This is a genomic window from Streptomyces enissocaesilis, from assembly GCF_039533765.1.
GTDB lineage: Bacteria > Actinomycetota > Actinomycetes > Streptomycetales > Streptomycetaceae > Streptomyces > Streptomyces enissocaesilis.
In genome coordinates, this window is sequence record NZ_BAAAUD010000060.1 from 31,390 (window position 1) to 44,472 (window position 13,083).

At 68.8% G+C, this 13,083-nt stretch carries 6 protein-coding genes and 2 pseudogenes; 2 read left to right on the forward strand and 6 right to left on the reverse strand.

The features are described 5' to 3' along the window. Positions 1 to 82: 82 nt before the first annotated feature. Complete coding sequence (locus ABD374_RS30225; RefSeq protein WP_344499651.1) at positions 83 to 499, reverse strand: transposase; 417 nt, start codon at positions 497 to 499, stop codon at positions 83 to 85. A gap of 104 nt (positions 500 to 603) precedes the next feature. After that, positions 604 to 906, reverse strand: a pseudogene (locus tag ABD374_RS30230) (ISAs1 family transposase); the annotation flags it as partial. 707 nt (positions 907 to 1,613) lie between these two features. Between ABD374_RS30230 and ABD374_RS30235 the strand changes: the two are divergent. Continuing rightward, positions 1,614 to 3,524 (forward strand): family 43 glycosylhydrolase, encoded by a 1,911-nt coding sequence (locus tag ABD374_RS30235; protein WP_344499653.1) that lies wholly within the window; start codon positions 1,614 to 1,616, stop codon positions 3,522 to 3,524. A 1,269-nt stretch (positions 3,525 to 4,793) separates the two neighbouring features. Here ABD374_RS30235 and ABD374_RS30240 read toward each other — a convergent pair. From ABD374_RS30240 to ABD374_RS30250, 3 genes are all read right to left on the reverse strand, one after another. Further along, positions 4,794 to 6,533 (reverse strand): RICIN domain-containing protein, encoded by a 1,740-nt coding sequence (locus ABD374_RS30240; RefSeq protein ID WP_344499581.1) that lies wholly within the window; start codon positions 6,531 to 6,533, stop codon positions 4,794 to 4,796. 102 nt (positions 6,534 to 6,635) lie between these two features. Further along, positions 6,636 to 7,589 (reverse strand): glycoside hydrolase family 16 protein, encoded by a 954-nt coding sequence (locus ABD374_RS30245; RefSeq protein ID WP_344499583.1) that lies wholly within the window; start codon positions 7,587 to 7,589, stop codon positions 6,636 to 6,638. 833 nt (positions 7,590 to 8,422) lie between these two features. Next, entirely contained in the window at positions 8,423 to 10,720 is a 2,298-nt protein-coding gene (locus tag ABD374_RS30250) for a GH92 family glycosyl hydrolase (protein WP_344499585.1), read from the reverse strand. A gap of 334 nt (positions 10,721 to 11,054) precedes the next feature. Here ABD374_RS30250 and ABD374_RS30255 point away from each other — a divergent pair. Beyond that, positions 11,055 to 11,252 (forward strand): annotated as a pseudogene (locus ABD374_RS30255) (helix-turn-helix domain-containing protein); the annotation flags it as partial. A 572-nt stretch (positions 11,253 to 11,824) separates the two neighbouring features. Here the strand turns inward: ABD374_RS30255 and ABD374_RS30260 are convergent. Continuing rightward, positions 11,825 to 12,976, reverse strand: a complete 1,152-nt coding sequence (locus ABD374_RS30260) for an ROK family transcriptional regulator (RefSeq protein ID WP_344499589.1) — start codon at positions 12,974 to 12,976, stop codon at positions 11,825 to 11,827. Positions 12,977 to 13,083 lie beyond the last annotated feature (107 nt).

A 13,083-nucleotide genomic window follows, 5' to 3' on the forward strand; every position in this document is an offset into this window, starting at 1 on the left:
CCCAGGCCGCATTCGAGCCACTCAACAGTCCCCGCTCTCATGTGCCCGGCGCACGGTCGGAGGTGGCTGCCTGATGCTTCTGTCACGCCACGAGACGCAGGGGTGGCCGGGCCTGGAAGGGTCGCCGGTCGCGGAGCATGGCGTAGACGACGTTGGCCTTGCGGCGGGCCGGAGCGATCAGGGCCTGGTGGTGCCGTTTACCTCCGGCTCGTTTGCGGTCGTGGTAGGCCCGCGAGGTGGGGTCACGCTGGATCGAGCAGAACGACGCCTGGTAGAAGACGCGTTTGAGGGCCTTGTTGCCTCCCGTCACGGAGCGCGAGTGACGCACCTTTCCGGAGGACTGGGTGAGCACGGGAGCCAGGCCGGAGGCCGCTGCGAGAGCGTCGGCACTGGTGAAGCGGTGGATGGTGCCGACGGAGGCCATGAACTCGGCGGTGAGGACGGCCCCCATCCCCGGCAGGCTGCGGATGAGGACCCCGTCCGGGTGCAGGGCGACCAGCTCCTCGCTCTGGTCTCCAAGGCCGTGAGCCGGGCCTTTCCGGCCGCGAGTTCATCGGCCGGATTGGGGTGGTCGGCCTTGACTTGCACGATGTAGTGGGCGCCGCGGCCTCGGAGGCAGGTGCCGTGGGCGTGCTGGGTGTGCAGGGCGTCGGCGGTGATGACAGTGCCGGTGAGGTCGGTGCTGTCCAGCAGCGGGGCGAAGGCGGGGATCTCGCTGCTCTTGTCGGCGACCTGCCGTTGAGCGAGGACGTTTCCGGCGTGGTCCATCGCGGCGAGCAGGGCGACGGCCGGGGCGGTGGCGGTGCGCGAGCCGCGCAACACTTTCCCGTCGACCGCGATTGCCCGCAGCCCGGAGCTGTCTGGCACGGGCGGTGAGGAAGGCGCCCATCGCCTGGTCCAGGACATCGCCGTCGAGCTGGATCAGCAGGCGGCGCAGGGTGTGGGGGTGCGGGACGGACACCGTGCCGGTCGACGGGCCGACCGGGAAGCCGAGGCTCGGCGTGCCCACGGGGGAGCGTCGGATATCCACTCGGTGATCGCGGTCAGTGACCGGGCATCGGCCAGCACACTCGCTGCGGCAGCGGCCACCGCAGCGGACAGCGGACAGCGACGGCCGCGAACGCCTTGTGGATCAGGCGCCAGGCCGGCGGGCATGAGGGAAGATGCAGGAACAGGCACAGACTCGCCAAGTGTTCATGGGACTTCGACACTCGCATGATCACCGAGACCGTGCCTGTATTGCGCTCACTTCTTGCCCGAACAAGGATGCCCTGCCTGTTTCCGCACTACTTCGGCGAACCGGACGAACCTCAGTCTTGCAAGAGACCCTGGGTGTCAACGGCTCAGGTGCGGAGCTTTCTGATGCCGATGGCCGCGGATCGTCGAGCCGACTGGCGGGGCGCGGGGGGCGGCCGCCAGAGGTGGTGACGCCATTCGTGGCTGAAGGGAAAGGAGCGGGGCAACTCCCGGCTGCTCGCCGAAGCCTCGACGTATCGATAACACGCAAGGCAAAGTGTTGAATCTTGTGAGGTATTGACGAGATGTGTTGCCATACCTACGATGCGTTCACCCTCGCAGTGTTGTTGTGACACCCCACCTCCTGGGAGTGCGTGATGAGCAGAGTTCGTCACTTTGTAGCCGGGGCCACCGTTTTCGCGCTCCTGCTCGGTCTTGCGGTGGCACTCGGCGTGGGCGCCGCGCCGCGTGCACTCGCCGCCGCCGCCCCGGACTATCCGACGGCTGAAGCCGGCAACCCGATCGTCGACGGTTGGTACGCGGATCCGGACATTGCTGTGTACGGCGGCCGATACTGGCTGTATCCCACGACGTCGAGGGCCTACGACCAGCAGACGTCCATGGACGCGTTCTCGTCGACGGATCTGGTGTCCTGGACGAAGCACGCCGACGTGCTGAACGTCGACGACATCTCCTGGGCGCGCCGGGCGCTCTGGGCGCCCGCACCGGTTCACCGCAACGGCAAGTACTACCTCTACTTCGCCGCCAACGACATTCAGAACAACTCGGAACTCGGCGGTATTGGTGTCGCTGTGGCCGATCAGCCGGAAGGGCCTTACCGCGATGCGATAGGGCGACCGCTGGTCTCCCGGTTCGTCAACGGCGCACAGCCCATCGACCAGGACGTCTTCATCGACGACGACGGCCAGGCATACATGTACTACGGCGGGTGGCATCACGCGAACGTCGTGAAACTGAACCCCGACATGGTCAGCCTCGGCACGTTTCCGGACGGCTCGACATACAAGGAGATCACGCCGGAGAACTACACCGAAGGTTCGCTGATGTTCAAGCGGAACGGCAAGTATTACTTCATGTGGTCCGAGGGCTTCTGGGGAGGGGCGGACTACTCCGTTTCGTACGCGATGTCCGACTCGCCGACCGGTCCGTTCCGCAAGATCGACAAAGTGCTCGCCCAGGATCCGGCGGTCGCACGAGGATCCGGGCACAATACCGTCGTCAATGTGCCGGGTACTGATATCTGGTACATCTTCTACCATCGGCGTCCGTTGAGTGAGACGGACGGCAATCACCGAGCGCTCGCCTACGACCGGATGTATTTCAACAGCGACGGAACACTCCAGCCGATTCGTATGGGCGTCAAGGACAATTTCGCCGACAACAACGCGGTGGGATGGCGTACGTACGGCGGCTCGTGGTCGGCGGCGAACGGCCAGTACGCCGCCGGCTCGTCCCCCGGCGGCAAGGCATTGCTGGACACCAACTTCTCCGACGTCGTCCACGAGGCAGACGTGACCCTGACCTCGGGCGGCGGTGACGGCGGTGTGGTGTTCCGCGCGACGCGGCTCGGCGTGGGCGAAGACAGCTACCACGGGTACTACGCGGGGATCAGCCCGTCCGGCCGGGTCGTCCTGGGCAAGGCCGCGAACGGCTGGACCCAGCTCGCGTCGGCCCCGATGACGGTCTCGCCGAACACGACGTACAAGCTGAAGGTCGAAGCGATCGCATCCTCCATCAAGGTCTACGTCAATGACATGGCGAAACCGAAGATCAGCGTCACCGACAGCAGCCATGCCTCCGGAGCCACCGGCGTGCGCGTCCACAACACGGCGGCACGCTTCGACAACGTGTCGACCCGGTCCAACATCTTCAGTCTCGAAGCCGCCAACCAGCCCGATCAGTTCGTCCGCCACGCCTGGAGCCGTGGCCGGATCGACTCCGGCGTGGTCCCGTTCCAAGACGCGCAGTGGAAGGTCGTGCCGGGCCTCGCGGATCCGTCCGCCGTTTCGCTTGAGTCCGTCAACTTCCCGGGGCACCACCTGCGCCACCGCAACGGCGAGATCTGGATGGACCCCTTTGCCGACACGGCGCAATACAAGGCAGACGCCACCTGGCACCGCCGACCGGGCCTCGCTGACCCGTCACTGGTTTCGTTCGAGTCGTACAACTTCCCCGACCGGTATCTCCGGCACCACTTCTCAGCCCTGTACAGCGAGCCGGTCCCGGGAGACGCCGACCGGAGGGACGCAAGCTTCCACCTGCGGTGAACAGCCACCGCCGCCGAACCCGGGCGAGGCGGAGACCCGTCGAGGGAACGGACCCGGAGTCGATCGAAGTACGGCGCTGCCGACCCGGCAAGGCCGCACCGTCGCGCCCGGTGTCCGGCTGCGCACGCTCGCCGAGAGCACATGGCCGGCCTCGTCCAGGCCGTGGCCGGACTGCTCATCCACCAGCAGACCGCCACCCCGTCCGCAGATCCGCACAGGTGAACCCCGAAGACCAACCGCGGCCCTCGACGCGCCTCCGTCAACCCTGCACGAGCTCGTTGGGTTCGCCCCGGCGATGTGAGGTTTCGTGATAGATGAGAGAGCCGGACGGATGAGCGAGACACCACCGAAAACCCTGCAGTACCGCCGTGACGGGCCAGAAGACGTACCGGTCCTGGTCCTGGGCCGCTCCCTCGGTACCACATGGCACAGGTCGTAGGGCCCTTCCGCGGCAGTCCACACAGTCCAGGTGGTGCGAATAATGCAGGGTGAGCAGCGCCCTGTCTGCCTCGTCCCGCAGAGACTGTGACACCTTGCGGCACGACGAAGCCCCGGCCGGTAAGCATCACCGAGCCGGGGCTTCGTCGTGCCTGAGCGCTACCGCGACTTCGCCAAGCCATGCTCATCGCGGGGCGCTCCCGGGCCACTGCCTCGTTCCGCGCTCCGCTGGCAACGCCCGCGCGGGCCGCCCTGGTTAAGGCCCTCAAGACCTCTCGGCGGAGGCACCGGCCGGCCTGCTGCTGTACTCCGGCTCCCCGCTGTCGAGCACACGGAGCAGGGACACGGTGACGACGCGCGTGGTGCGCCCGATGCGTAGTGCACGGCATGGAAAGGTCGACGGATGCTGTCGTGAATCGTCGATAAAGCCACCCGACTTTCCGGTGGAGAAGATCTCGCCCCGATACCCGCTGGCGGTGGTCTGGGAGGAGTAGTTCGGTCCGGGCGGCGCCAGGCCGCGTCACCAGCGGACGGTGGGCGACGCCGCGGAGGCCGGCGTCGCGGCCCGGGTGGTGATCCACCGGCCCGGGCAGGTGTTCGTGGTGGACTCGACGCCATTGCCCGTCATGCTGCGGTCACTGCCAGTGATCCCGGTCGGCGGCGGGGCCCTCCAGTACGGATGCCGGGCGGGTGGGGCAGCACGGGCTGGAGATCGTGATGGCCGCTGCCCGAAGCGCCCACCTCGCGAACGCGTACGGATGCGCCCGCCGGTGGGGCAGTCGGCGGGTCTGCGTGGCGTGGCCGGCGTCGCGGACCCGCTGACCGCGGGCGTCACACAGGCAGGAAGCGCCACTGCTGCGGCGCCGAGTTGTTGCAGTGGTACTGCTGAATGGGCGTGCCGTCGGTGGCACTTCCGCCGCGTAGGTCGACACATTTGTTGCTGTTGACGTTCACCAGCCTGTAGTGGCTTTCGGCCACCGGCTCGATCCGGAAGCGTTGCGCCGACGCGCCGTTGGCGGGCCACTGCTGGAGCTGGACGCTGTCCGCAGTCGAGCCGCCGGGCACGTCGAGCAGTTTGCCGCTATGCCGCGCCACCAGGGTGTAGCTGCCGTCGCTCTGCCGTGTGACGGCCCACTGCTGGTTCTGGCCGCCGGTCGCAGCCCACTGATGGACTCTGGCACCGTCCGCCGTCGACATGTCCGTGACGTCCATCGCCTTGCCGCTCGCCCGGGAGACGACGCTGTAGGTGCCATTGGCCAGGCCGGTGGGCGGCGCCGGCCGGAACTCCATCTCCATGATGTTGCAGTGGCCCTCGGGCGGGCCGACGTAGCGGTAGTAGCGATAGGCGGCGGAGTTGGCGATTCTGACCGTGGTGAAGGCGTGGTCGCCGGGCCAGTAGGAGACGGTGTGCAGGCCCGTCCAGGGGCCGCTCTGGCTGTTGCTCGCCTGGAACTTGCCGCCGATCATCCGCTTGCCCTGGTAGAGCCGCGGCCAGTAGCGGACAGTGTCCACGGTCACGGCTCCGCCCGCGTCGATCCCGGTGTGGCAGTTGCTGCCGTCGGCGGCGTCGAAGCCCGTGGTGGTGTCGCCGTCGGCGGCCTTGTCGTAGGTGCCGGAACCGATGCCGGCCGTGCCGAAGCGCGCGGTCGGGGCAACCTTGGCCGGGGGAGGCGCGGTCACGGAGTCGCCGCCGTCGTGCTTCCACACCCGTACATAGTCCACATACGTGGTCGTGACCGCGGGCGTGGAGCTGTCCGGGCCCTTCGTCCAGCCGGTGGAAGCGGCCCAGACCTCGGTGGACAGGAGCAGGTGTAGGCGCTTGGCCGGGATCTTCGAGGCGTCGGTGAAGCGGGTGGTCTCCTTGCCGTCGACGTACCAGACGATCTTCTCCGGGTCCCACAGGATTCCGAGCGTGTGCCAGTCGCCGTCGTTGAGCCGGGGCCCGACGTAGTCCTGGGTGCGGGAGTCGCTGCCGCTGCTCGTGGGCCAGTGCACCGACTGGTGGTACAGGTCGGGCCGGTCGGCGATGGCTTCGACGACGTCGATCTCCGGGGGCCAGCTGTGATCCTCGGCGCCGGTCCAGAAGGCGTTGTAGACGCCGGAACCGGTCGGCATCTTCATCCGGGTCTCCATGTAGCCGTACTTGAAGGCGAAGCGGGAGGAGTCCCGCCCCTCGCCGTCCAGCCGGTCACTGGTGACCATGCCGCTGGTCCAGTCGTACGTACGGCCGTCCCACGGCGTGGTGTGCTTCTCCTTGACCGTGCGTAGCTGGAGGGAGCCGTCGCCGACGCTGACGTTGCGGGGCATGACCCAGGAGAGCATCCGCCCGCCCGGGTTGTTGTTGCAGCCCTGCTCGTTCGTGCCCCAATTCCAGCACGTCACCCACTTGTCAGTGTTCAGGCTGGTGCCGTCGAAATTGTCCTCGAAGGTCAAGGACCAGTCGCCCGCGGGCGGCGGGGAGGCCGCCTGCGCGGGGAGGACGCCTGCGGTCGATGCCGCCAGCGCGAGGATGAGCACGATCAGTGCGTTGACGAGACGCGGTCGCTTGTCAGGTCTTATCGCGGGCAACATAACAGTTTCTCCTGTGAGGTCGATGAGGGATGTGCCGGGTCCGGTGCGCGGTGGGCAATGTGACGCCGGGACAGGGAAGACAACGTTGTCCATCCGTCGTTCTCAGCGCTCGTCCGCGGTCCGCCGGGCGGCGGCCCCGCCGTCCTGCCAGAGGCGGATCCAGTCGACGTTCATGCGCTGGGGCCAGGCGCCGGCGGCCGGATCACCGAAGAACGTGTCGCCGGGCCCGCCGCCGATCTCGATCGCGAGGTTGACGAACATCGGGTCCTGGGGCACGCCGGTCGAGGATCGGTAGATCTCGGTGCCGTCGACGTACCACACGAGCAGGTTCGGTTCCCAGCGCAGGCCGTAGGTGTGCCACTGGTCGGACCTGACGCCCGCGTAGTGCCACTCGTTGCGGTGCCCGCCGTCGTTCCAGTGGTGGTTGATCTGCACCTTGCCGGCGGCCTGGGAGCCCGGCATTTCCACGACGTCGATCTCGGGCGGCCAGCCGCTGCGGCTGTACAGCCAGAGCCCGGCGTCGGTGCCGCGGGCGTCGGCGGCCGGTCCCTGGATGCGGGCCTCGACATAGCCGTACCGGAACTGGAAACCCGGCTGGGTCTCTGTCCGATCGGTGCCGGGCGCCGACTGCACGATCCCGGTGCCGTACGACTGGCCCCACGGCTGGCCGGGATACCAGTCGTGGTCGTCGGCCCGCACGGTGAGGGAGCCGCCGCCCTCGGAGACGTTGCTCACCCCCTCGTCCTCGGCCTGCGGATACCAGGCGAGGAAGCGAGACTTGCCCTCCACGTTCGGGTCGGCTTCCCGGTTGCGCGTGCTCCACTTCCCGCGGTCGACGGTCCCGTCGTCGAACTCGTCGGCGAACACGAGGGTCTGATCCGCTCCGGTCCCGGCAGGCGGACGCGGGACCGCGGGGCCACTGTGCTCGTCCGCTGCGGCCGGTCCGACGATCGGTCCCGGCGCCAGTCCGACGGTGGCGGCCAGGACAGCGGCACCGGCCACCGCCACTCCCAGCCGTCCGGTTCCGGTGCGCCGTCGGTCGGTTCGTCCTGTCACGAGGCGTTCCCTTCTCGGGGCGGCACAACGACATGCGCGTCTCCAACGGAGCGGGGACGGCTCAACTTCCGTGCGCGCCAACCCGGTTGACTGTGACGCAACTCACTACGAGATTCCACTGAAGCGGCTGACAACGTTTTCCACAAGAGGAAGGCACATATCGATGCCACCCCCCATCGCAGACTTCCGTCCTGGACCACCCGCCGCCGCCGGAGAGCGGGACGCCCCCGAGTCCCGAGCCTCGAAACCTCACCCTGCGTCTCGGTGAGGCGATCCAGGAGGGGTGGGTCTACGAGCCGAAGAACGGCCCGACCCCAGTGGCCACCCACCCGAACCCGACCGACACCGCCCTCTCGGTGCCGGACCGCCTTCCCGTCGTCGAGCTGCAGCCGACTGCCCCAGGGACCCACGGAGACCGCGAGAAGCAGGGCACGAGGGTTACCGGCACCCGGCAGTGACAGGAGCGGCACGGCGTTCCCTGCGCGTCGTCGGTCGTCGTCGACCGGGCAGCCATGGGGCGGCGTCGTCCAGGCGGTGCCATCTCTCTGCGGTGCTGTCTGCGAGTCTCGCCGCAGAGTCGACGACTGGCCACGACGCCATGGTGAACAGCATCGTGGCAACCACCATCCACACCAGGACTGCCCCCCACGCCGAACGCGACCCGGGCGCCTGCGAGGCCGGCATCGCTCCTACCGTCGCGGCTGGCTGCTCTCCTCGAAGGGCTCTGCCTTCACCACGCCCTTGTGAGGAAGCAGGCAGATCAGAGCCGCCGATCTCCGCTCCGCTGGGTTCTTCGCCGCGCACACAGGCGCGGCGAAGCCCTCACCTCACGGTTATCCGCGCGCGGGCGGACGCCGCCGGGTGCCCCAGTCACCAGGCCGGTCGCTCATGTCGAACTCCAGGACCCGCGCCCGTACCAGCTCGTCGTGGCTGAGCCAGGCCCGGTCGAGAGGCCGTCCGTCCAGTCGTATGCCCCGTACGTACTTGTGTGACTCGCTGGTGCCTCGCGCGACGATCCGCAACCGACGCCCGCGTCCTGTCTGGAGTTCGGCTTCTGGGAACACAGGGCTGCCCAGGTAGTAGAAGTCCTGGCCGGCGTTGGGGAAGAGACCCAGGGACGAGAAGACGTACAGCGCGGACATCGCGCCCGAGTCGTCGTTGCCGGGCCAGCCGTCGCGTGCGGGCCGGTAGGAGTCCGAGAGCAGGGCGCGGACCCGTTCGGCGGTGCGGTCCGGGCGTCCGGCGTGCAGGTACAGCCAGGGCGCGAGGAAAGCCGGCTCGTTGCCGGGGTCGAATCCGCCATCCCAGTGGGGGCGGTCGAAGAGCTCGTCGAGCCAGCCGGTGAACGCCGCGTCACCGCCGCAGGCGGCCACCAGCGCGGCGGTGTCGTGCGGCACGTAGGTCGAGTAGTTCATGGCGCTGCCCTCGTAGTACGGAGTCTCGAACCAACCGAACTCCCAAGCACTATCGGTGCGTTGCCTGTCCCAGGGGGCGTTCCACCACTTGCTGTACGGGTCCGCCCACCGGCCGTCGGAGAATCTCGGTCGCACCGAGAGGGTCTCGCCGTCCCACAGGGAGCGCCAACCGCGCGCTCGTCGCCGCAGCCGCTCCGCTTCGGCCCGACGGCCGAGTCCCGTGGCGACCTGGGCGATGCAGAAGTCGTTGTAGTTGTACTCCAGGGTGCGGCTGACGGTCCGGCCGTGGCCGCCGTGGTCGGGGGGCAGCGAGCCGGTGTAGTCCATCGGCAGCCATCCGCCGTGCTCGATGTAGTCCACCGTTTCGCGACCGTAGTTCATGGGGTGGGGAGACTCGTGCTCGGCGTTGCGCAGCATCAGCTCGAGACCGTCGCGGTAGTCGATGCCGTCCAGGCCCTTGACGAAGGCGTCGGCGATCATCACGTCGCCGTTCGTGCCGCCCTGAGTGAGGCCGGGGGAGTGCGCCAGCAGCCCGTCGAAGCCCCAGCCGAACTCCTTGCTGGTGCGTATATGGCTGTTGACCATGTCACGCTGCCGTTCGGGCTGGATCAGTGTCAGCAGCGGGTGAACGGTGCGGAAGGTGTCCCAGAGGGCGAAGTAGTCGGTGTAGTGCGGCCCCTGGCTGCCACCGGGCGCGTCCTCGCCCGTGATGTCCTTGAGCCCGATGTGGACGTTGCGCAGCGCGCTGCCCAGGATCAGCCGCTGGCCGTCGGTGCCACCGTCCACGGCGACCGTGCCCAGGACGTCCCGCCACAGGGAGGCGGCCCGCCGCCGTGCCGTGGGGAAGTGCCGGGCCGAACGGTCCGCGGTGCGGCGCGCCCGAGCGACCGAGACCAGCGACATTCCGGTACGCACCGACACGGTGCGGCCCTCGGGGAAGGTCATCGTGATGCCGACGCGGTCCCCGGCCCCGATGACGACGTCCCGGCCGCCGTGGGTGAGGCGCTTGCCGACCCAGGTGGTCGTCGTGGTGAAGGGGAGGTCCGTGCGCAGGCTGAAGTACACGGCGTAGCGTCCGCTGTTCCAGCCGCCGGCGAACTCCACCAGCCCCTCGATCCGGTCGTCGCCGACGACGTGCACCTCGACCCGCTGCGGGCGCTGCTGCCAGGATTCCTTGGTGCCGAAGTCGATGGCGCTCGTGACATCGAGCTGGAGCTGTGCCGCGCCGGTCGTGGGGTAGGCGTAGCGGGCGTGACCGGTCAGCCGCTCGGCGGTGAGCTCCGCCCGGATGCCGGAGGCGGAGAGCATGCAGGCGTAGTAGCCGGGCTCGGTCTCCTCACCGGTGACGGGAGCTGTGGCCGGATCGGTGGTGACCTCCCCGGTGTAGGGCAGCATCCGGAGATTGCCCCACATGCCGCCGCCGGTGCCGCTGGCCTTGGTCTGGCTGAAGCCGAGCACCGGAGCGCCGGTCTTGTAGCCGTGCGTGGGGGCACCGGTCATGTCGGGGCCCAACTGCGCGAAACCGAAGGGAACCTGCGCGCCGGGGAATACGTTGCCGTTGCCGTCCGTGCCGAGGAAGGTGTCCACGGGCAGTCCGGTTCCTGGCCAAGAGCGCGGCGCGGCGGCGAAGGCAGCGGGAGAGGGGAAGCTGAGGACGGTCGCACCCCCGAGGGCTGCCGCGGCCAACACGGTACGTCGGGACGGTCGCGTGGTCATGGATCGGGCTCCTTGGGCAGGGGATGACATCGTTGTCAGAGTGGACTGTTCTGCGTTGCGCGTAGCGAGGAGCTGTCTTGCGCGCCTCCTGACCGGGGTCGCGCCTGTGAGATGTGGTGCCAAGAAACCACGGGCCACGGCGGTCGTCAATGGAACGAACGGCTCTCCATCCGCCGCCGCACGGCCTTGTCGGCGTCCTGCCGGCTTCCGTCCTTGCCCGCCACCCGCCGATAGGCCCGGCCGGGGGGAGTGTCCATTAACTGACTTCGGCTCGTTGGGGTGAATCGTTGCGAAGCCCCTGATGAGCGTGGGTGGGTGGTTGTATCCGTGGTGTGTGAGACATGCGGATGGGGGCGGGCTGACTCCTACGGGACGTCGGCGTCGGGAGCCGGTGAGGATGCAGGCGGCTGAACTGTTCGAGCAGAAGGTCAAGCCGTCGGAAGTGGCACAGCGGCTACAGGTGAGCGTGAAGTCGGCCTACCAGTGGCGCCAGTTGTGGCGGGAGGGCGGGGTTCAAGCTCCGGCCTCCCGCGCCTGGTCGCAGTGGGAGCGCTCTGGCGGCAGGGGGAGTGCGCTTCCTGAAGTCAACCGCATTGCATAAACACGTCAACACATCCGACCGTGCCGGCGAATGCAGACCGCCACGCCGGGCTTCATTGACAGACCCTTGTAGCAGCGGTCTTATGTGGTTGCTTTCGTCGGTCCTCGGGATCGGTGACGGCGGCCCCACCGCTGTCGGCGGTGTCACCCCCACGAAGGGCCCGGGGGTCCACGCGGACCCAGCATCGAGGTCCATCTGGGCGGTAGGCGCCCACGGTTCACGGCCGAGCTCAAGAGGGACGCGGTCGCGCTGCGGTCAGCACGACCGAGAGCCCCGCCGCTCCGGCTGTCGCGCCGACGGGCCGGTCCCGCTGCGGGCCGAAACGAGGCGTCGGTCATGCTGGGGTTCCCTTCCGGGGTGGACGCGTGATGATCGGCCGAGGGGTACGGACCCCATGGCGCGTGCCTGTTCGGACCGTGCCGAGGATGCTGTCGGGTCGGTGGTCGGGCGGGCGTACAACACGGCTGTTCGTCGGGTTCACGCCACCCGAGCGTCCGTCGGGCTCACACCGCCGTCGCGTCCGTCGTGAGGGCGCGGTCGACCTGGGCGGGGGACAGGGCGTGCTCGATCGCCAGGATGCCGGCGCCGATCGCGCCCGCGTTCTCGCCGATCCGGCTCGGTTCGATCCGCAGGACATGGGTCGCCAGCGGGTTGGACCGGCGGTAGACCGCCTCGCGGACGCCGGCGAGCAGTTGGTCGTGTATGGCGGCGAGGGCGCCACCCACGACGACCGTCTCCGGGTTGAAGAAGTTCACCAGTCCGGACAGCACCTCGCCGACCGCGCGACCGGCCTCGCGGACTGTGCGGACGGCTTCGTGGTTTCCTTCCCTGACCAGTCGGACGATGTCGAGGCTTCCCTCGGCCTCCAGCCCTCGCTCCCGCAGTCGGGCGGCCAGTGCGGCGCCTCCCGCGATGGCCTCCAGGCAGCCGGAGTTGCCGCAGCGGCACGGCTCGTCCCGCTCACCGACGCGGATGTGCCCGATGTCCCCGGCCGAACCCTGGGCACCTCGGTGGATCCGGCCATCGGCGACGATGCCGCAGCCGATGCCCGTGCCGACCTTGAGGTACAGCAGGTGCAGCGTGTCGGAGAAGGCCCGGCGCTGCTCGGCCAGGGCCATGACGTTCACGTCGTTGTCCACCAGCGCCCGGACGCCGAAGCGCTCGCCGAAGAACTCGGGAATGGGGAAGTGGTGCCAGCCCGGCATGATCGGCGGGTCCACCGGGCGTCCGGTGGAGAACTCCACCGGGCCGGGCACGCCGACGCCGATGGCACGCAGCGTCCGCGGGCCCTTCCCGTCGGCCGCTTCGAGCAGCGTGCGCAGGGTCCGCTCGACGTGTCCGAGGACTGCCTCGGGCCCGTCCGCGATGGTCAGCGGATCCTCGCGGGCCGCGAGGAGGGTGCCGCTGATGTCCAGCAGCCCCACCCGGCAGTGCGAGGCCCCGATGTCGACACCGGCGATGGCGTGTCCGTGGGTCCGCAGGGAGAGCCGACGCGGCGGGCGGCCACCGGTCGAGGGCGCCCCGGTGTCCTCGTCGACGAAGCCGTGGGTGATCAGGGCGTCGACACGGTGGGAGACGGTGGAGCGGGCGAGGCCGGTGCGCCGGGCGATCTCGGCGCGCGTGACGGCGACGCCGGAACTGATCAGCGCCAACACCTCGCCGGGTGTCTGGCCCGGGAGCGAACTAGGCGCGGAGCTGGGGACCGACGACAGAGGGGGCGAAGAGGTATGTGCGTTCACAATAGCAACCTTAAGGATCGCTT